The organism is Croceibacter sp. (genome assembly GCF_002716225.1).
Taxonomy (GTDB): Bacteria; Bacteroidota; Bacteroidia; order Flavobacteriales; family Flavobacteriaceae; genus Croceibacter; species Croceibacter atlanticus.
The window spans coordinates 66,133-87,051 of the sequence record NZ_PAZX01000011.1 but is presented as its reverse complement, the minus strand read 5'-3'; the positions used below and the strand labels follow the sequence as shown (position 1 = coordinate 87,051).

Below are 20,919 nucleotides of genomic sequence, written 5' to 3'. Positions count from 1 at the left end.
AAAAGCAATATGTTACGTAAATTAACGACCCCTAAAAACTTAATGTTTATTGCATTAATGTTACTTCTACTAAGTAGTAATTCTTTATTAGCTCAGGATGGTGGACCAATTGAGTTACCTGGAGATGGTGAAGTTTTAGATAATCCAGAAGCACCTATAGATGGATTTATCTCTATAGCTTTAGCAATAGGCGCTTATTTTGGTGTTAAAAAGTTAAGAAAAAGCTAAACACTCAATATACTTTATTTAAAAGCACCTTTCTTTTTAGAAAGGTGCTTTTTTTATCCTTTTAATTGATAATTCTTCACCTATATTTGCAGTCCGTATGATGTATCAAAAACTTATTAAACCATCGTTAGATGTATTTACTGCATCACTAGCTTTTGTACTTGCTTTTCCAATATTTTTAATCTTAGTATTAGTATTGGCAATAGTAAATCAAGGTTCTCCATTCTTTTATCAATTACGGCCAGGAAAGCATGGTCAAATTTTTAAGATAATAAAGTTTAAGACTATGCGTGATGACACCGACACAAAAGGAAGGTTGTTGTCTGACGCAGAACGACTAACAAGTTTTGGGAAAATTGTAAGAAAGACCTCTTTGGATGAAATTCCACAACTATTAAATGTAATAAAGGGAGATATGAGTATTGTTGGTCCGAGACCATTATTACCAGCATATTTAAAACTTTATTCAGAAGAACAACATAAGCGACATATTGTAAAACCAGGCATTACAGGATGGGCTCAAGTAAATGGCAGAAATGCTATTAGTTATACTGAAAAATTTAAATTTGATGTTTGGTATGTTAATAATATAAGCTTTAGTCTTGATATTAAAATCATCCTTAAAACAGTAGAGAAAGTGTTTAAAGGATCAGATATAAATGCTGCTAACCAAGCCACAACCGCTCCATTTGATGGCACAAACTAATTACCTATGAATTCTAAAATTTGGTTATCCTCACCTCATATGGGAGGTAATGAACTCTCTTATATAAATGAAGCATTCGATGCAAATTGGATAGCTCCATTAGGTCCTAACGTTAATAATTTTGAAGAAAGTATCAAAACTTATTTAGGAAATGGAGTAGAGGTAGCCGCATTAAGTTCCGGAACTGCCGCACTTCACTTAGCTCTTATTTTACTTGGCGTAAGCAAAGATGATGAAGTAATTTGCCAAAGTTTTACATTTGCAGCCTCTGCGAATCCTATTATTTATCAAGGAGCCACACCAGTATTTGTAGATAGTGAACCTGATACTTGGAATATTTGTCCAAAGCATTTAAAACTTGCTATTGAAGACAGAATAAAAAAAGGAAAAAAGCCTAAGGCAATAATAGCTGTTCACTTATATGGCATGCCTTACAAAGCAGATGCTTTAAATGAAATTTCTAAAGCATATAATATTCCTATAATAGAAGATAGCGCAGAAGCTTTAGGAAGTACTTATAAAAATAAAAATTGTGGAACCTTAGGTGATATTTCTATTTTATCGTTTAATGGAAATAAGATTATTACAACTTCTGGTGGTGGTGCATTAGTTTCAAAACTACCGGAGCATAAAGAAAAGGCAGTATTCTTGGCAACACAAGCTAGAGATCAAGCTCCACATTATCAGCATACACAAATAGGGTATAATTACAGAATGAGTAACATTAGTGCTGGAATTGGTAGAGGTCAAATGGAAGTATTAGATGATCATGTAAACCTAAGGCGACGTATGAATTCGTTTTACAAAGACTTATTTTCTTCGATTGATGATGTAACAGTTTTTGAAGAACCTAATTCAGATTATTACTCTAATCATTGGTTATCTGCAATTATTGTAAATGAAACCAATGGAAAGTCAAGAGAAGGTTTAAGAGTATATTTAGAAACATTAAATATAGAAAGTAGACCTTTATGGAAACCAATGCATATGCAACCAGTGTTCTCAAATGCACCATTTTACGGTACAAACGTAGCGGAGAATTTATTTATATATGGTTTATGTTTACCATCTGGATCAAATTTAGGAGAACACGAAATTAGTAGAATTAAGGAAGGTATATTAAATTATTTTCAAGAATAACATTAAAATAATTAACTTACACTAAGTTTTAAGCTTTATGTTAGAGAAATTGAAACAGGCATTTCGAATCATTATGTCTTATAGTGAAAATAAGATTAATGTTCGCAATATTAAATATCTTCCAAGATGGGTTGTATTAATAATTGATACATTACTTATTTGTATTTCTTTAATTGTATCAATAATAATACTTAATAGAATTAGAATAAGTCCTTTGGATGTTTTAGAATATTCCATTCAAGCATCTATTGTAATTTCTGTTAATGTAATCTTCTTCTTTTTATATAAAACATACTCAGGACTTATAAGACACTCTTCAATGATGGATGCATTAAAGCTGTTTTTAGCTTCAATGAGTACCACAGTTGTATGCCTTATGTTAAATGTATTTTATCAAGGCACTTATGGTGATAAGATTTTTATTACTACCGGTCTTATAATGTATTCATTTATATCATTTTCGATTTTATTTTTATTTAGGATAGCAATTAAACAACTCTATGAGTTTTTTAAGATAGCACAACGTGAAGAAGACCTAATTGATGTTGCAATTCTCGGAATAGATGAAAACGCAATTTCTATTGCTGCAGCATTAGAAATGGAGCATCCTAAACGTTTTCTAGTAAAGGGATTTGTGTCTAGAAATAACTTTAAAAGACAGTTAAGAATTTTAGAAAAGCCTGTTGTTAGAGTAAAGGAGTCTATTTTACCATCATTAAGAATATTAAATGTAAAGGCTATAATAATTACTTCTGCTATAGATCCAAAAGAAAAGCAGCAAATTGTAGATGAGTGTTTAGAGAATGAAATTAAGATGTATAGCTCTCCTATCTTATCAAATTTTGAGGAAGGCAATTCCCCACAAATACAAAAGCTGCAAATTGAGGATTTATTAGAAAGAGAGCCAATTGTTTTAAATAAAAAAAATAAAGAACATCAGTTAAAAAATAGAACTGTTTTAGTAACTGGTGGAGCAGGATCTATAGGTAGTGAAATTGTTAGGCAAGTAGCAGAATACAAACCTAAAATGTTATTAGTGTTAGATCAAGCAGAATCTCCTTTGCATCAAATACAACTGGAGATAAATGAGCACTTTCCTAACCTTAAATACAAATGTATTATATGTGATGTTACTAACAACGTTCGCTTGCAAAGTGTTTTTGATGAATTTGATATTGATGTTATCTATCACGCAGCGGCATATAAACATGTGCCACTTATGGAGAACAACCCTCATGAAGCTATTTTAACAAACATTCTTGGAACAAAACAAGTTGCAGATTTAGCTGCAAAGTTTAAAGTAGGTCACTTTGTAATGGTATCTACAGATAAAGCAGTAAACCCTAGTAATGTTATGGGAGCTTCTAAAAGAGCTTCAGAGATGTATGTGCAATCTCTAAATTATAACTTACAACTGAAAGATAGATGTGCTACAAAATTTATAACTACAAGATTTGGTAATGTTTTAGGATCTAATGGATCTGTTGTCCCTTTATTTAAAAGACAAATTGAAGAAGGCGGACCAGTTACCATCACACATCCAGATATAATTAGATATTTTATGACAATCCCAGAAGCCTGTCAATTAGTTTTGGAAGCTGGTGCTATGGGTAAAGGTGGTGAGATATTTATTTTTGATATGGGTAAACCTGTCAAGATTATGGATTTAGCCAAGAAAATGATAAAGTTGGCTGGATTTATACCAAACAAGGATATACATATTAAAATAACTGGATTAAGGCCAGGAGAAAAGTTATACGAAGAACTGCTATCAGATGAAGCTAAAACTCTACCTACTCATCATGAAAAAATTATGATTACTAAAGATAGGAATGATAACTATGAGTTTATCTCAAGCAGTATAGATAGCGTTATTAATTCTGCAAATAATCATAATAATGTGCGTGTGGTTCACAAGCTTAAAAAAATGATTCCAGAATTTAAAAGTAAGAATTCATCTTATGAGTCATTAGATGCAGAGGTGTCGTTTAACGAGATAATAAATGAGGACGCCGTTAAAATAAAAAAGCTTTAGTGCAGTTAAATAAACAGAATGTCTATTTTTGCAGAAAATTACTGAAAATGATACAAAATTTTAAGTTAACAGTTAATAACCAATTTATAGTAATTGGAGTATTGCTGTTTTCTATGTTATTTACCTCTTGCGCCTCAAAAAAAGACGTGCTTTATTTTCAGGATATTGAAACAAGAGGAACTATAGAAGCTGCTCAAGAAAAGTTAGTTATTCAAAAAAATGATCTTTTATCTATTATTGTATCTGTTTCTGGATTAGATCAAGCTGCTGCTAAGCCTTTTAATTTGCCTGCAATTTCTACAGAAACCGCTATAGGTGCAAATGTAGCTGTTCAGCGTAACCAAGCTTATTTAGTTAATGAGAATGGTTCTATCAAAATGCCTGGTTTAGGTGAGATTAAAGTTAGCGGCTTAACTAAAACTCAAGTGGTAGATAAGATTACAGAAAAACTTACAGAATTTATAATTGATCCCGTTGTAAATGTTAGACTTTTAAATTTTAGGGTTACTGTTATTGGAGATGTAGCCAGACCAGGAACTTATAATATAGAAAATGAAAAAGTTTCTGTTATTGAAGCAATTGGATTAGCTGGAGATATGCAAATTTCTGGAAGTAGACAAGATGTTTTAATTATAAGGGAAAATGAAGATGGTAGTAAAACTACTGCTCAGTTAGACTTTACAAAAAATGATTTATTCACTTCACCATATTATTATTTAAAGCAAAATGATGTAGTTGTTGTAGACCCTAATTATGCAAAAGTACAGCGATCTGCATCTAATCCAAATACAGGAATATTCTTCTCTTTAGCCTCTTTATTATTATCAGTAATTGTTATTATCTCAAGATAAATCAATATGAACAGTACCTCAAATTCACCTATTTTTAAAGAAGAAGATAATAACTTAAGAGAAGAGATAGATAAGTATCTGTTTCAATGGAAATGGTTTGTGTTAGGGGTTATAATAACTCTTACTGGTGCATTTTTATACTTAAGATATGCAACACCTATTTATCAATCTACAGCTACAATTTTGGTTAAGGATGAAAAAAAGGGTGAAGCTTCAATATTAGAGGACTTAGGTTCTGGTACGCCAGGATTTTCATCTGTAAATGTAGAAGATGAAATCCATATTTTAAAGTCTAAAAATTTAATGTCTGGTGTTGTTGATGATCTTAACCTTACAACACAATATCTGTTAGAAGGTAATATTAAAACAGTTGAACTCTACAATAGTCAACCATTTGATTTTACATTTATTGGTCAAGATTCTTTAGGCAATCAAGGGTACTCACGACAATTAGAGGTAGAGCCTATATCTAATTCTAAATATAAAATTAAAGAAGTTTCAACAGAAACTAGTAGTGAACATAGTTTTGGTGATGTAGTTAATCTTGGTTTCGGGAAGTTTACAATTGTTCCAAATAAAACTAATCTTTCAGAAAATAACTCTTGGACAAATAAGAAGTATATAGTTAGATTATTACCTCAGTTTAGCGCTATTAACAAGTATCAAAGTGCTTTAACAGTTGAGAATACAGGAAGACGAAGTAGCGTTATATCACTTTCAATGCAAAGTGAAAATTCAAAAAAATCTGAGGATATTTTAAATAACATTATTAAGCAATTTAATAATGATGCTATTGTAGATAAAAATTTAGTTTCAGAAAATACTTTTAACTTCATAGCAGAGCGTTTAGAAATAATTCAGGAAGAATTAGATTCTGTTGAAACTAACAAAAAAGAGTTTCAAACTGAAAATAAAATAACAGATATTCCTTCTGAGGCTCAACTTTATGTTGAAGATATAAGAGAAATTCAAAAAAGTAGAGTAGAAGTAGAAACTCAACTTGAGTTAATAAAATATATAAAAGATTATTTAACAGACACTAACCGATCTTCAGATTTATTACCCGCAAATTTAAGTGTAACAGATTCAGGAATAGAGAGTTCTATAAGTGAGTATAATCAGTTAGTTATTCAGAGGAATAATCAATTACAAACAGGTACTGCATCTAACCCAATTGTAATTAATCTGAATAATCAAATAGATGTAATAAAATCTAATATTTTAGCTAGCTTAAATAATAAGACTAAATCTCTTGAGGTAAAACGCAGAGACATTGTTAACCAACAAAATAATTTAGATTCTAAAATTTCTTCTGTTCCTAAAAACTCTTTAATCTTTAGAGATATTACTAGGCAACAAAATATTAAGGAAAATCTTTTTCTATACCTATTGCAAAAGCGTGAAGAAACTGCAATTTCTTTAGCAATTACAGCACCTTCAGCAAAGGTTATCGATGATGCTTATAGTTCAAGGTCTCCTATATTTCCTAAAAAGCAAATTATATACTTAGCTGCTTTTATTTTAGGTTTAATAATTCCTTTCCTTATAATTTACGTTAAAAATTTATTAGATAATAAGATTCATAACAGGGCAGATGTAGAAAAAGAAACTAAGCTTATTCCTATTTTAGGTGAAGTTCCTAAGATTGATACTAAGGAAAGTGAAACAGTTGGTACTAATGACAGATCTATTTTAGCAGAAGCCTTTAGGATATTAAGAACCAACTTAAGCTATTTTGTAAAGTCTATTAAAGGTGAAGAGAAAAACATAATCTTTGTTACTTCTACGGTTAAAGGTGAGGGAAAAACATTTGTAGCATTTAACCTTGCACTTACATTATCAACTTCAGATAAAAAAGTTTTGCTAATTGGATCAGATATTAGAAACCCACAATTACATAGGTACATAGATAGGCCAGAGCAAAGCAAAGGTCTTTCTGAATACTTATATGATGAAAAAGTAACCATTGAAAGTGTTACAGATAGTTATAAAATTAATAAGAAAGATATAAGTATAATTTTATCTGGTAGGATACCTCCAAATCCAGCTGAGTTGTTAATGAGAGATAGGTTTAAAAACTTATTAGAAGAGGTTAAAGATAAGTATGATTACGTAGTTGTAGATACTGCTCCAACTATGTTAGTAACAGATACACTATTAATTAGCCAGCATGCAGACTTTACTGTGTATGTAACAAGAGCAGAATATACAGATAAAAAACTTCTTAAATTCCCGGTTGAACTTTACCACGAGAAGAAATTACGTAATATGGCATTTGTAGTTAATAATGTTAGTGTTTCTAATTATGGCTATGGAAATAAGTACGGTTATGGCTACACGTATGGTGCAGAAAAAGAAACGTTCTTCACTAAATTAAAATCCAAATTAAGATTTTAAGACGAGAAAATAAGGTTAGTTTCTGTAATTATAGGTTTTAAATACGTTACTTGGTTCTTATTTAATTTAAGGGATCCTATTTTAGAAACATGTCTTTTATGATGTGTATCGCTAGCTATATAATCTATCATTCCATCTTTTAATAGTCTATTAGCTGTTTTGGTAACAGACTCACCATATTGTGTAGTTAGGGATAACATGTTCAGTTGAAATTTACACCCTAATTTCTTTAGTGTCTTATAATATTCATAATTTTTATGATAAAAGGCATAACGCTCAGGATGTGCCAAAATAGGTTCGTAGCCAGCAACACCAATTTTATAAATTATTTCTTCTAAATTTATTGGTGGTTGTAAATAGGACATTTCAACAAGAATTAAACTATCCTTTAATGGTATAATTTTATTGTCTTCTAATAAATTCTCAAAATGAGAATCCATCATATATTCAGAGGAGTACCCAATTTTTATATTAGATAAGTTTTTAGTTAAAGCTTGTAGTACTGTATTGTGCGCGTTCGTTATTGTTTCATATGTATTTGGGTAATAATCATTCATAGTGTGTGGTGTAGCTATAAATTCTTTAAACCCTAAATTATTCAGTCCGTTTATAAGGTCAATAGATTCTTCTACGGTCTTTGCACCATCGTCAATTCCTGGAAGAATATGATTATGAATATCTGTGAATCCGACTAATAAATCTCGTAAAAATGTTTTTGGGCTAAAAATTGAAAGCATAAATACTATATAAATTAAGAGAAACAAAATTAACAATACAGTTCCGAAAAACTAACATTACATTTGCTTATATTTTAAAGACAATGAAGCCATTAGTTCTAGCTTTATTTTGTGTTGTAACATCACTCTCTGCACAAAATTACCAAACAGAATCATCTTTTACATCAAGTGGATTTTTATCGAATGATACTTCACCATTTTGGTTTTATACAAATGAATTTGGCAGAAATGATCCAACTACAGATGTTCTTGTTTTAGGAGAAACATCTCACCAATTTAAGTTAACTGAAACTTCAAATCTTAAGGTTAATGCCGGACTTTTATATCAAAACGGTACTTCAGGGAAGACATTACAAATAGATAATGCCTATTTGCAGTATACAAACTCTTGGCTAAATGCAAGAATTGGTAGTTTTCATCAAGACATTGAGTTAGATGGTATATCATCTACAAATAAAAATATTCTTTGGTCTGGAAATACAAGAGCTATACCAGGTATTTTATTAGAAGCTAACGCACCAATTAAAATTTGGGATTGGCTAGGGTTAGATTGGGGAATTGGACATTATGAACTTATAGATGATCGTTATGTAAAAGGAGCGAACATACATTATAAACATTTAGGTGCTCATATAAAACTTTCTGATAAGAGTAAGCTTCATTTTGAAATACAACATTTTGCACAATGGGCTGGAACTTCACCAAGATTTGGAAAACAACCAAGTAAAATTTCAGATTTTATAGATGTATTTTTCGCTAAACGATCTGGATCAGACGATGCTCCAGAAGGTGAAGTTATTAACGCTTTAGGAAATCATTTAGGCTCTTATAACCTTTCTTATAACTACACATTAGATAAAGGAACATTAGAGTTGTACCACCAACATTTATTTGAAGATGGTTCTGGAACCGCTTTAAAAAATTTTCCAGATGGTATTTGGGGAGCACATTTAACCTTTAATAACTCAATACTTAAAGCGGTAAACTATGAGTATATACATACTAAAAATCAAAATGGTTTCGGTACAGTAAGTGGAAATGACAATTATTTTAGAAATGGTATTTATGATAGCGGATGGACTTATGAGAATAGAACAATAGGTTTACCTTTTATACAACCACAATCTTTTTATAACCCTATGGGAAATAGTAGGGTGCAAGGTCATCATTTTGGCTTATTATCATCTTACAAATCGTTTGAGCTACAATTAAAAGCATCTTATATAGAAAGTCTTGGAACATATGCACAGCCTTTTATCCCTAAGAGAAAGGCACTTTATACTTATGCGGGACTTACGTATAAAACAAAAAATGTAGGCCAATTTACCATTAAAACTGGATTAGATATTTTAAGCTATTCTGGAAACTTACTTGGCTTAGCAGGTTCGTATAAATATACTTTTAATTAAAAAAGCGCCTCACTAATGTGAGACGCTTAAGCTTTAATTTCAAGAAAAAGTTATTTTACTTCTTTGTCTTAGGTGTAATCTCAACCAACTCTAACTCAAATACTAAATCTGTATTTGGTTTAATTGCTTGTCCTGCACCACGTTCACCATAAGCTAAATGAGAAGGAATAAACACAGTAGCTTTATCTCCAACTTTCATCATCTGCATTGCATCTTTAAAACCTTGTATAAGGCCTGCATCTGGGCTATAAAGTGTTGGCATTGGTGTATACCCATCTTTTTTCTTACGGTTTGCATTAAAAATGTTATATGTTCTAGAAATCTTTTCAATGTTAGAATCAAATAAAGTTCCGTCTTCTAAATAACCAGCATAATTTACAGTAACTGCATCTCCAGTATTTGGTTTAGGGCCTTCACCTTCTGTAGTAATTACCATAGATAAGCCACTGTCATAAGTCGTAGCTTCTTTTTTAAGTGCTTCAATTTCTTTAGCCTTATTCATCTTAACTTCTTCTAAACGCTTAGCTTCCTCAATTTTTGAAGTTTCAATGTTTTTTAAAGTTTCTTCATAAGCTTTTGCACCATCATATTTTTTGTATTTACTACCTTTTTTAATAATGTTTAATTCATTAATTACAACATCTTCAACAGGCTTATCTCCAGGTTTAGTAGTTTCAACTTTTCCTATAGTATCTACAACTTCTTGACCTATCATAACTTTACCAAAAATAGTATGACGACCGTCTAACCAAGGTGTGGCTTTTAAAGTAACAAAAAATTGACTTCCGTTTGTATTAGGACCAGAGTTAGCCATAGATAATATTCCCTTATCGTTATGAGCTAGAGATTCTGTAGTTTCATCCGGAAACTTGTATCCAGGACCACCACGACCTGTACCTTCAGGATCACCACCTTGTATCATAAAGTCTTTAATAACTCTATGAAAAATAAGACCATTATAAAAGTTCTTTCCTTTATATATACTATCTACCATTGTATTTGTACCTTCTGCTAAAGACACGAAGTTTGCAATGGTTAAAGGTGCTTGTTCTTCGTATAATTTAGCAACAAATGTACCTTGATTGGTAATAAACTCAGCATAAAGACCATCTTCTAAATCTGGGTACTTTTCTCCGCAACTAAATAAGGCGAGCGCAAGTATGCTGGTTAATATAAATGTTAATCGTTTCATTCTTGTGGGTTATTTTGAGTTGTTATTGATTTTACTTTTAATTTAACTGTGATAGGAATATTACTTCCTATTTTATTCTTGTCGCCATAATAGCCGTAAGCTTTATGAGACGGTAATAACAAGACTATTTCATCTCCTTCTGTAGTTAGCTTTAAACCTTCTCTTATACCACTAGCCAATTGCTCTTGGTCCATTGCATAAGTTTTACTCGGAGTTTCTTCTTCTGAATAAATTGTGTCGCCACTAAGAGATTCTATAGTATAATCATAGCTTACTAAATCACCAAACTCTGGCATTTTTTGAGACGTAGTGTCTTGCGTTTTAAAATAATACCAGAATCCATTACTTGAAGTTTCATAGGTATTAATAGAGTCTTTAGAAATAATATTTTTAATTTGAGACTCTTGATTTGCAATAAGCTTTTTATTTCTTAGCACAGAAGCCTCAATAGTTGTTCCACTAGAAGAACTTATAGGTCGTCTTGCATCTGGAGGTTTACAACTACCAAAAATTACTGCGACAAGTATTAAGGTTATTAAGTGTTTCACGCTGTTAATTCTGCTTTATAGTCTGGCAATATACTAATAAATTTAGCAATGGTATCTTTTAAACTTAGGTCAGATTTTCCGCCAGCTGCATTGGTATGGCCACCACCTTCAAAATGTGTTCTTGCCATATCGTTTACAGAAAAATCACCTTTACTGCGTAAAGACATTTTCACGATATTATCAGAAGTCTTTTCAATAAAAATAGCGGCTAATTTTATATTTAATAAGGTGAGACAATAATTCACAAATCCTTCTGTATCACCTTTTTGAAAATTATTTGTATCTAATTCTTCTTGAGATAACGAAATATAAGCAGTATTAAACTCCTCTAAAACAACCATGTTTTTTAAAGCAATACCTAAAAGTTTAAGTCTACTTGGTGTATAGGTGTCATAAAAATTTTGATGTATGATTTGGTTTTCTGCACCAGCTGCAATTAATTGAGCCGCTACTTTATGTGTAGCTGCGGTAGTACTTTTAAACCTAAATGAACCTGTATCTGTCATGATACCAGTATATAAGCAAGTTGCAATTTCTTTGGTTATTAAGTTTGCATCACCTAACATGTCTATAAAATGATATACCATTTCACAGGTAGAGCTCATTGTGGTATCACTATAAGTAAACTTCGCGTAAGTGTCCGGTTGTTGGTGATGATCTATCATCACAAATGTCTTTCCGCAACTTTCAAGTGTATTTTGCATATCATTTCCTACACGAGATAGGTGATTAAAATCTAAAGTAAAAACTAGGTCTGCTACTTCAATAGCTTCTTTAGATTGCCTATTATTACTGTCAAATAAAAACACACTGTCATTGTGTGGTAACCAGCTTAAAAAATCTGGATAACCATTAGGAGCAACTACGCGACTAGTATGGCCTTTCAAATTTAAATATAAAGATAATGCTAGGGTAGATCCCATGGCATCTCCATCGGGATTTCTATGTGGAATTATTACAATTTTCTTTGGGCTTTCTAAGAGCTGCTTAAGCTCTTGTAACTTCTGTGTTTCCATAAGGTGCGAATATACAAAATAGAGCACTTGCGTCATCTTATTTTAAGTTTACATTAAGTTGTGTAATTCTATTGGTTTTGAAATAGAATATCTTATTTTTGCACCAAATTTAAAGATCATAAAAATGTCAGGAATTAGAACATTTACAATGCTTAAGCCAGATGCTGTTGAAAAAGGACACGTTGGTGCAATATTAGAGCAAATAGCATCTGCGGGTTTCCGTATAGTTGCTATGAAATTAACTCAAATGACTCAAACTGATGCAGAGACGTTTTACGCTGTGCACAAAGAGCGTCCATTTTTCGGAGAATTGGTAGAATATATGACTCGTGGTCCTATAGTAGCTGCTATCTTAGAAAAAGAAAACGCAGTTGAGGATTTTAGAACTCTTATTGGTGCTACAAACCCAGAAGACGCTGCAGAAGGTACTATACGTAAATTATATGCTGCATCAATCGGTGAGAATGCTGTACACGGTAGTGATAGTGATGAGAATGCACAGATAGAAGGAGCTTTCCATTTTGCTGGACGTGAAATGTTTTAAGGACATTACCTCATAAATAAAAAGCCTCTAAGTTTTACTTAGAGGCTTTTTTTATGCGTCTTCGCAAGCTTTCCAAATAGCATCTTCTGGAAGTGGTGCTTTAAAAGTAATAGGTTCTTTTTTTACAGGATGCTGTATAGTTAAAAACCTTGCGTGCAAATGTATACTGCCATCGGGATTGCTACGGTCTGCACCATATTTTAAATCTCCTTTTATAGGACATTCTATTGATGAAAGCTGAGATCTAATTTGATGATGCCTTCCTGTTAAAAGATTAACCTCTAGTAAATTATAATTATTTAACCTGAATTTTAAGGTGTAATCTAATATAGCTTTCTTGCTATCAGGAACTTCGTGTTTATGAGCGTAGGATTTATTTTGCTTAGGATTACGTTTAAGATAGTGTACTAACCTGTCCTTTTCTTTAGGTGGATTATTTTTTACAACAGCCCAATATGTTTTTGAGGTCTCATGATTAGCGAACATTTTATTTAATCTGGTAAGGGCTTTAGAGGTCTTAGAAAATAATACGACACCAGTAGTTGGTCTATCTAATCTATGTACTACACCAAGATATACATCTCCTGGTTTGTTGTACTTTTTTTTTATATAAGATTTAACAACGTCACTTAATGGTTTATCACCCGTTTTGTCACCTTGTACAATATCTCCAGCACGTTTATTAACCACAATTAAGTGATTATCTTCATAAATAACTTGGAGATTATTTTTGTCTGAGTACGTTTTCATTAATCAACAATCATAAAAGAATAATTTAACTGAAGTAGGTTGAAACACTTTCAAAACACTTTTCAACTTTAATTATGGATTATGAATTAATACTGCTCGTCTTCATTTGGAAAATCTACAGCTTTTACATCTGTTACATATTGAGATATTGCAGAACTCATGTCGTCATATAAATTCATGTATCGTCTTAAAAAGCGTGGGTTAAACTCGTGTGTCATCCCAAGTAAATCGTGAAGCACTAACACCTGTCCATCTACTCCAGAACCAGCACCAATGCCAATTATGGGAATGGTTAAACTTTCTGCAACCTCTTTGGCTAACTTAGCAGGTACTTTCTCTAAAACTATGGCAAAACAACCAGCTTTCTCAAGCATTAATGCATCGTCTTTAAGTTTTTGAGCTTCTTCCTCTTCCTTAGCTCTTACGGTGTATGTTCCAAATTTATATATGCTTTGTGGTGTAAGCCCTAAATGACCCATTACTGGGATTCCTGCATTTAGAATACGTTTCACACTGTCTTTTACTTCTTTTCCGCCTTCTAATTTAACAGCGTGACCACCACTTTCTTTCATTATTCTAATTGCAGATCTTAATGCTTCTTTCGGATCACTTTGATAACTTCCAAATGGTAAATCTACAACTACCAGACTCCTTGTAATAGCTCTTACAACAGAAGAGGCATGATAAATCATTTGGTCTAATGTAATAGGTAATGTAGTTTCATGACCAGCCATTACATTAGAGGCAGAGTCTCCAACTAAAATAACATCTATTCCAGCGGCATCAACAATTTTGGCCATGGTATAGTCATAAGCAGTTAACATAGAGATTTTTTCGTCTCTACGTTTCATATCAACTAGGCTTTTTACGGTAATGCGTTTATATTCTTTTTTAGCTGTAGACATAAAATTAAGTTTGTTTCATGTAAAAGTACTAATTTAGTAAGAACCCTAAATAGTAAATATCATGAAACATCTTGTATTTGTAATTGTTTGTTTAATAAGTGTAGTAGCCTCTGCACAGGTAGATGAAAGTGCTTTGGTAAAAGAAACAATCATTACGTTCTTTGATGGTTTTCATAAGCAAGACTCTTCAATTTTAAAGTCTGTCTCTCATTCTGAAATGACATTAAGAAGTATAAGTAATGACCAAGCTGGAAACCCGCAGTTAACGCCTGCCACAAATTTTAAAGCCTTTGTAGCATCTATACAAAGTATTCCTGCTTCTCAAAATTTCGAAGAACGCATTTTAGATTATCAAATAGCTGTAAACGGTGCTATGGCATTAGCTTGGACGCCCTATGAGTTTTATTTTAATGGAACGTTTAGCCACTGTGGCGTAAATAACTTTACATTATTTAAAAATAATGGGGTCTGGGAAGTTATTGCAATTGTAGATACCAGAACACGAGAAGGCTGTAACGTTAATTAACAGTCGCTCATATTTACCTTTACCGCTAAACCACCTTCACTAGTTTCTTTGTACTTGGAAGTCATGTCTTTTGCGGTTTCCCACATAGTTTCAATTACTTTATCTAAAGGAACTTTTGCATTTTTTGCATCGGTATCCAATGCTAGTTCGCAAGCATTAATTGCTTTTATAGCACCCATTGCATTTCGCTCTATACAAGGTATTTGTACCAAACCTGCTATAGGATCGCAGGTCATTCCTAAATGATGCTCCATTGCAATTTCGCTAGCCATAAGAACTTGTTCTGGAGAGCCACCCATAAGTTCAGTTAGCGCACCTGCAGCCATTGCAGAAGATACACCAATCTCTGCTTGGCAACCACCCATTGCTGCAGAAATTGTTGCGCCTTTTTTAAACAGGCTACCTATTTCTCCTGCAACCAATAAAAATTGCTTAATATCTTCAAAATTAGCATCGTGATTTTCAATAACCGCATAATACATAATTACGGCTGGTATAACACCAGCACTTCCATTTGTAGGAGCAGTTACCACACGGCCTAACGAAGCATTTACTTCATTAACTGCCAACGCAAAACAAGATACCCATTTTAAAATTTCTCTAAACTTAACTTCGGTGCTTCTTATGGCTGCTATCCATTCTTCTTTAGTTGTATATGGCTTATCACCAATTAGTCTTTTATTAGTGTCATAGGCGCGGCGTCTTACATTTAAACCGCCAGGAAGAGTACCTTCTGTATGGCAGCCTACAAACATAGACTCTAACATGACATTCCATATAGCTTTTAGCTCTTCATCTATTTCTGCGTCTGTTCTTAACGAACGTTCGTTTTCTAAAACAATTTCAGACACTTTCTTGTTCTCTTGATGACAAAATGCTAAAAGCTCTGTAGCCTTATCTATAGGAAATGGGAAGTCTTGAAATTTTTCTTCTTTCTTTTTGGCACGCTTACGTTCCTCTTTAACCACAAAACCACCACCAATAGAGTAGAAGGTACTATTTGTTGTTTTTTGGTTATCTAAAACAGCACTAAACGTCATTCCATTAGGATGAAATTTTTTAAAGTTTCGGTTGAATATAACATCGTCTTTAAAGCTGAATTCAATAGGTTTTTCTCCGTTTAGTAGAAGTTTTCCTGTAGATTTTATTTGCGCTATCTCTCCATCAATACTTTCAATAGGAATAGTTACAGGATCATATCCACTTAATCCTAAGAGTGATGCTAAATCTGTAGCATGACCTTTTCCGGTAAGTGATAATGAACCATATAAATCTACTTGAACTTTTGTAACCTTATCAAACTTTTTTTGTTCTTTAAGTTCTTCTATCCAACGTTGCGCTGCACGCCAAGGTCCTAATGTGTGTGAGCTAGAAGGTCCCACACCTATCTTTAACATATGAAAAATACTTATCGCTTCGCGATTTGCCATAACCTATGAATTTGGGGTCAAATATACAGAATCTAAAGTGGCTGATAGCTATAGTTAAGGTATGCTATTATAAAAATGACACCATTATTTATAGCATGTAAATACATAGCCCAAGGTAGCCCATTGTTTTCAATTTTAACCTTAGCAAATAAAAGTCCCAAAATAATTCTAGGCACAATAGCTATAAATAAAGGCAGTGTTATTATAAAGCTATCTACATAGTTATAAACGTGTGCAAACCCAAAGATTATAGAACTTATTATTACAATAGGAATTTTAAATCTTGTTAGTATGTTACAGACTTGTTGAGTTAGTTGTACAGGTAATAGTTCTCTAAATAATTTATAAATTATAACTAAAGACAACACGCTAATAATACACTTTAGCCACCACAAAACATCTTCTGGAAAAAAACGTCCTGCAAAGAGTAATGTTAAGCAAGCTAAAAAGAATGCTATTTCCCAAGGTTTAGGGGCTATTAAAGTTCTGTAAACACCTTCTTCCAATAAAGGAGCAAGAATAACAGCTAGAATAAAGAACTTTAATGGGTTCTCTTTAATCATAGCATCTAATCTGGTGTCTTTTATAGCATCTAATTGTAACTCAGGAAACACCACAGTTAATATGCCTACTAAGGTAAAGTATGCTAAGAAACACAATACAGCAATGCCATAGTTTTTAAAGAGGTTCTGAGTTTTTTGATGTGCTGTCAACGCTTTTTTGAGCGAATATAGTTCATTTTTAAAATTGTTCATAAGTTGGAAATAATCCAACTTTAGGAAATAATCCAATTTTGTAGTTTTGTGGTATGGAAATTTTTAATGCACATAAAGTACAACGTCCTGCAGAACGCCACCAAGCAGAAGTCTCTAAACAAACTGGATTTCCTAGTCCTGCAACGCATTATCAAGAAGCAGTTATAGATTTGAATAAAGAGCTTATAGGTAACAAAGATGCTACGTTTTATGTGAGAATTATGGAAAACTATCCGGAGCATCTCATTTTTGAAAATGATGTACTTATTATAGATCGATCTCTACTTGCTAAAGAAAATGATTTAGCACTAGTTATTGTAGATGGTGAATTTAACCTTCTTAGAATTCCGAAGCAGTCTGAAACAAATGCATTTATGCTTTGGGGAGTTGTAACCTATATAATACACGCGATAAGATGATTGCACTTGTAGACTGTAATAGCTTTTATGCTTCTGTAGAGCAGGTATTTCGTCCAGACTTGCAAGGAAAACCTGTTGTGGTTCTTAGCAATAATGATGGCTGTATTATAGCAGCTAACAAAGAAGCTAAGGCATTGGCGCACATCCCTATGTTTGAACCGATATTTAAGATTAAGGATCAACTTCTAGCAAATAATGTCACATTTTTTTCCTCTAATTATACGCTTTATGCAGAAATGTCTCAACGTGTCATGAATATTCTCACACGATTTTCTCCAGAGGTTGAAGTGTACAGTATAGACGAATCTTTTGTAGATCTTTCTGGTATGTCCTTCTTTAATTTAGAAGATGTGGCCAAGACAATTAGAGACACCATTTTTAAGGAGACAGGCTTGCCTGTTGGTGTGGGAATAGCACCAACTAAAGTATTAGCAAAATTGGCAAACCGTATGGCAAAGAAGATTGAAACCTCTAATTATATATGGGTGATAGATACTGAAGATAAACGTATTGAAGCTTTGCAATGGGCTAAGATAAAAGACATTTGGGGTATTGGAAAAAAGCATGCCGAGCGTTTACAAACTCTAGGTACACATACAGGATTAGACTTTACAGCTATGTCTTTATCTTGGGTGCGTAAACATTTAACCGTAGTGGGAGAGCGTATTTGGAAAGAGCTAAAAGGAGAACAGTGTCTAGAAATACAAACGATCCCCAAAACAAAAAAGGGTATAGGCACAGCTAAGTCTTTTGGACATAAATTAGAGCGTTTAGACCTTATTGAAGAAGCCTGTAGTTACTATATAAGTGAAGTTGCAGAAACGTTGAGGCAACAAAACTCTTGTGCCACATATTTGCAAGTTTTTATACATACTAATTATCATAGTGATATAGACAAGCAGTACTCTAAAAGTACGACAGTAACCTTATCTGTACCTACACATGATACCTTTACACTTATTACTGAAGCAAGAAAAGCGCTGCATCGTATTTATAAGCCAGGTTACCGCTACAAGAAAGTAGGTGTTTGTTTAACGGGCATTATTCCCAAAGAGTTTGTGCAAGGTAATTTGTTTGAGACCCCTAAATCTTGGAAGCAAAAAGACTTTATGAAGACTTTTGATGCTATAAATGCCAAGTATGGAAAATCTACCATAAAGTCGGCATTATTAGGTTCTAGAAATGAAGAATGGGAACTTATAAGAAAAGAACGCAGTCCTAGATATACCACACAATGGGATGAGTTGTTAACGCTTAAGTTTTAAGAGCGTGTTTTTATATTAGCTTCACAAAGATTTATAATCTGAGTGATGCGTTTTTGGCGAGTAGCTTCTCGTTTTGCTGAATTAAGCCAAGAGAGATAGCTTTTTTTATAACCTTTACTAAATGCTTCGTAATTTTTAAAAGCATTTTCATGTTTAGAAAAAGCGCGTTTAAGATCATCTGGTATGATACCGTTTTCAACAGCATCCATCATAGTCCAACTGCCATCTTCTTTGGCGCTCTCTATACTCTGCCAACCACTTTCGTGTATAAGGCCTTTAGCTGTTAATTCTTTTATATAAGACTTGTTTAAAGCACTCCAAGGACTTTTTTTTCGTCTTGGACAAAAATATTGTTGGCGCTTGCCATGTCCCAAGCTTTTTACAGTACTATCTATCCATCCAAAGCACAACGCTACTTTAACAGCTTCTTCCCAACGCATAGAAGGTTGGTTATTTTCTAATTTATAAAAGATTAAATATACAACGTTTGGAAAATTATTGTAATTGTTTTGTAGCCAAGCTCGCCACTCTACATCTCTGAGAAAATAAAGTTCTGGCCTTTCCAATATTATCTCATAATATTGTTAGGAAATACAACAACACTTTCATGTCCGTGTTCGCCAATTGCAGATACACCAAAAAAGAAATTATCCAGAACGATACCATCTAAAGTTACTTCTGTGGCATTTTTTACAACTCTAAAATTATCCCAAGTAGGAGAAGTGGTATCTCTCCAATATACTTTATAGGCCACGGCACCTTTTACAGCGCTCCAAGATAATTTTGCACTTGGCTCTACAATACCACCAATACTCACACTTTTAGGGCTTGGCGGTGCCCAAGCCAAACTTGCTAAATTTATGGCATTAACAGCAGTTAACTTTGCAGCATATTTAAAGTTTACAAATTTTAGTTTATCGCCGTACTCAATACCATCTTCTGTACGTATGTCTTGATGTTGTTGTGTATAATTTTCATGTGCTTCCATAATACGTATGCCTGGAAAACCAACGTCGTTAAATGGTCTATGATGGCCACCACGCCCAAAACGATCTAACCTGTAAATCATCATAGGATTCATTTCTGGCATATAGGTTTTAGTTGTTTTATGAATGTAACGTGCCAGCTGTCTAGATATGCCATCTACTTCGCCTCCGTAAAAACGTCTTGCATTTCGCTCACGCTCTGTTTCATTTGGTGGTACAGGTTCTGAGAATATCCTAAAGCTTCTATTGTCTATCACACCATCTACACCTTCAATATTACCAATCATATCATTATTAAGTACTCCAATAATATCCCAGCCATTTTCCTTGGCATACTCTGCTAAACCTTTTCCGCCATACAATCCTTGTTCTTCACCAGATAGCCCAACATAGATAATACTATTTTCAAAAGAATAATTGCTTAACACACGTGCAGCTTCAATAGTGCCAGCCATACCACTTGCATTATCATTAGCTCCAGGCGAGTCGCTTGTAGCGTCATTAGCATCTGTTACGCGAGAATCTATATCACCACTCATAATTACGTAGCGGTTAGGATAGGTTGTTCCTTTTTGTATAGCAACAACATTAACCACATTAACATTTTTAAAAATGCGGCGGCCATCTTCTTTTACAATATTGTTTTGATAAAACACTTCTAGGCAATTATTACAATTAGAGGAGACCTTGTCAAACTCAGATTTTATCCATCGTCTTGCAGCACCAATTCCTCGAGTATTAGAGATGGTATCACTTAACGTATGGCGAGTTCCAAAATTTGCCAATGTGGTGATATCTGCCTCTATACGTTCAGCAGAAACCGCATCAATAATATCATATATTTTGGTATTTATGCGTTGGGCTTGTGTTACAGAAGAAGTTATAAATAGCGTTAAACAGCTTATATAAAATAATTTTCTGAAAGGTTTAAACATGGTTATATGGTTAAATTTGGTTAATATTTAAATATATACATTCTTAGTCTTTTATGAATATTAAAACCATTTTAAAAATGTAGCGAATTACAAATTGTAAAAATTAATTTGAGTTTAAATTATGTATATTTCAGCTTGAAAACCT

Annotated in this window: 21 protein-coding genes; 11 read left to right on the top strand and 10 right to left on the bottom strand. The window is 32.9% G+C overall.

Annotated elements, in window-relative coordinates; all coding sequences use genetic code 11:
- Positions 1-9: 9 nt before the first annotated feature.
- The 6 genes from CL818_RS08945 to CL818_RS08920 all read left to right on the top strand — a co-directional run bounded on the left by CL818_RS08945 (position 10) and on the right by CL818_RS08920 (position 7,357).
- Entirely contained in the window at positions 10-228 is a 219-nt protein-coding gene (locus CL818_RS08945; protein ID WP_272973783.1) for a PID-CTERM protein-sorting domain-containing protein, read from the top strand.
- Between the two features lie 100 nt (positions 229-328).
- Positions 329-934 carry a sugar transferase gene (locus tag CL818_RS08940; RefSeq protein ID WP_272974109.1) on the top strand — a complete coding sequence of 202 codons (606 nt, stop codon included), beginning with the start codon at positions 329-331 and terminating at the stop codon, positions 932-934.
- 6 nt (positions 935-940) lie between these two features.
- Complete coding sequence (locus CL818_RS08935) at positions 941-2,074, top strand: aminotransferase class I/II-fold pyridoxal phosphate-dependent enzyme (RefSeq protein ID WP_272973782.1); 1,134 nt, start codon at positions 941-943, stop codon at positions 2,072-2,074.
- Between the two features lie 73 nt (positions 2,075-2,147).
- Positions 2,148-4,109, top strand: a complete 1,962-nt coding sequence (locus CL818_RS08930; protein ID WP_286972847.1) for a polysaccharide biosynthesis protein — start codon at positions 2,148-2,150, stop codon at positions 4,107-4,109.
- A gap of 47 nt (positions 4,110-4,156) precedes the next feature.
- Positions 4,157-4,960: a polysaccharide biosynthesis/export family protein gene (locus CL818_RS08925; protein WP_272973780.1), complete on the top strand. Its 804-nt coding sequence runs from the start codon at positions 4,157-4,159 to the stop codon at positions 4,958-4,960.
- Positions 4,961-4,966: 6 nt separating this feature from the next.
- Positions 4,967-7,357, top strand: coding sequence for a GumC family protein (locus CL818_RS08920; RefSeq protein ID WP_272973779.1), 2,391 nt, complete (start codon positions 4,967-4,969; stop codon positions 7,355-7,357).
- Here CL818_RS08920 and CL818_RS08915 read toward each other — a convergent pair.
- On the bottom strand, positions 7,354-8,094 hold the full coding sequence (locus CL818_RS08915; RefSeq protein ID WP_272973778.1) for a tyrosine-protein phosphatase: 741 nt from the start codon (positions 8,092-8,094) through the stop codon (positions 7,354-7,356). The genes CL818_RS08920 and CL818_RS08915 overlap by 4 nt on opposite strands.
- Before the next feature lie 83 nt (positions 8,095-8,177).
- On the opposite strand from CL818_RS08915, the gene CL818_RS08910 reads away from it, so the two are divergent.
- On the top strand, positions 8,178-9,503 hold the full coding sequence (locus tag CL818_RS08910) for a capsule assembly Wzi family protein (protein WP_272973777.1): 1,326 nt from the start codon (positions 8,178-8,180) through the stop codon (positions 9,501-9,503).
- A 55-nt stretch (positions 9,504-9,558) separates the two neighbouring features.
- On the opposite strand, the gene CL818_RS08905 is transcribed toward CL818_RS08910, so the two are convergent.
- The 3 genes from CL818_RS08905 to CL818_RS08895 are packed head-to-tail and all read right to left on the bottom strand — an operon-like array spanning position 9,559 to position 12,259.
- Positions 9,559-10,695, bottom strand: coding sequence for a peptidylprolyl isomerase (locus tag CL818_RS08905; protein WP_272973776.1), 1,137 nt, complete (start codon positions 10,693-10,695; stop codon positions 9,559-9,561).
- On the bottom strand, positions 10,692-11,243 hold the full coding sequence (gene gldI / locus CL818_RS08900) for a gliding motility-associated peptidyl-prolyl isomerase GldI (RefSeq protein WP_272973775.1): 552 nt from the start codon (positions 11,241-11,243) through the stop codon (positions 10,692-10,694). Before gldI ends, CL818_RS08905 begins: the two co-directional genes overlap by 4 nt.
- Positions 11,240-12,259: a DHH family phosphoesterase gene (locus CL818_RS08895; protein ID WP_272973774.1), complete on the bottom strand. Its 1,020-nt coding sequence runs from the start codon at positions 12,257-12,259 to the stop codon at positions 11,240-11,242. The genes gldI and CL818_RS08895 overlap by 4 nt, the downstream gene beginning before the upstream one ends.
- 124 nt (positions 12,260-12,383) lie before the next feature.
- Here CL818_RS08895 and CL818_RS08890 point away from each other — a divergent pair, with 124 nt between their 5' ends.
- A complete protein-coding gene (locus CL818_RS08890; protein ID WP_041240995.1) occupies positions 12,384-12,803 on the top strand; it encodes a nucleoside-diphosphate kinase in 420 nt (139 codons plus the stop codon).
- A gap of 51 nt (positions 12,804-12,854) precedes the next feature.
- Here CL818_RS08890 and CL818_RS08885 read toward each other — a convergent pair whose 3' ends face one another.
- Positions 12,855-13,553, bottom strand: coding sequence for an RluA family pseudouridine synthase (locus CL818_RS08885; RefSeq protein WP_272973772.1), 699 nt, complete (start codon positions 13,551-13,553; stop codon positions 12,855-12,857).
- Between the two features lie 86 nt (positions 13,554-13,639).
- A complete protein-coding gene (gene panB, locus CL818_RS08880; protein ID WP_272973771.1) occupies positions 13,640-14,458 on the bottom strand; it encodes a 3-methyl-2-oxobutanoate hydroxymethyltransferase in 819 nt (272 codons plus the stop codon).
- A 61-nt stretch (positions 14,459-14,519) separates the two neighbouring features.
- Here panB and CL818_RS08875 point away from each other — a divergent pair, with 61 nt between their 5' ends.
- The gene (locus tag CL818_RS08875) at positions 14,520-14,984 is read left to right on the top strand and encodes a nuclear transport factor 2 family protein (RefSeq protein WP_013187877.1); all 465 of its coding nucleotides are present in this window, start codon (positions 14,520-14,522) and stop codon (positions 14,982-14,984) included.
- On the opposite strand, the gene CL818_RS08870 is transcribed toward CL818_RS08875, so the two are convergent.
- Together CL818_RS08870 and CL818_RS08865 are read right to left on the bottom strand one after the other, a co-directional pair.
- Positions 14,981-16,414 (bottom strand): L-serine ammonia-lyase, encoded by a 1,434-nt coding sequence (locus tag CL818_RS08870; RefSeq protein ID WP_272973770.1) that lies wholly within the window; start codon positions 16,412-16,414, stop codon positions 14,981-14,983. The two genes, CL818_RS08875 and CL818_RS08870, sit on opposite strands and share 4 nt — an antisense overlap.
- Before the next feature lie 32 nt (positions 16,415-16,446).
- Positions 16,447-17,169: a CPBP family glutamic-type intramembrane protease gene (locus CL818_RS08865; RefSeq protein ID WP_272973769.1), complete on the bottom strand. Its 723-nt coding sequence runs from the start codon at positions 17,167-17,169 to the stop codon at positions 16,447-16,449.
- Positions 17,170-17,222: 53 nt separating this feature from the next.
- Between CL818_RS08865 and CL818_RS08860 the strand changes: the two genes are divergently transcribed.
- On the top strand, positions 17,223-17,588 hold the full coding sequence (locus CL818_RS08860) for a S24 family peptidase (protein WP_013187874.1): 366 nt from the start codon (positions 17,223-17,225) through the stop codon (positions 17,586-17,588).
- Entirely contained in the window at positions 17,585-18,853 is a 1,269-nt protein-coding gene (locus CL818_RS08855) for a Y-family DNA polymerase (protein ID WP_272973768.1), read from the top strand. The genes CL818_RS08860 and CL818_RS08855 overlap by 4 nt, the downstream gene beginning before the upstream one ends.
- On the opposite strand, the gene CL818_RS08850 is transcribed toward CL818_RS08855, so the two are convergent.
- Positions 18,850-19,422: a YdeI/OmpD-associated family protein gene (locus CL818_RS08850; RefSeq protein ID WP_414646440.1), complete on the bottom strand. Its 573-nt coding sequence runs from the start codon at positions 19,420-19,422 to the stop codon at positions 18,850-18,852. The genes CL818_RS08855 and CL818_RS08850 overlap by 4 nt on opposite strands.
- The gene (locus tag CL818_RS08845; protein ID WP_272973766.1) at positions 19,422-20,774 is read right to left on the bottom strand and encodes a M28 family metallopeptidase; all 1,353 of its coding nucleotides are present in this window, start codon (positions 20,772-20,774) and stop codon (positions 19,422-19,424) included. Before CL818_RS08845 ends, CL818_RS08850 begins: the two co-directional genes overlap by 1 nt.
- Positions 20,775-20,919: the final 145 nt, after the last annotated feature.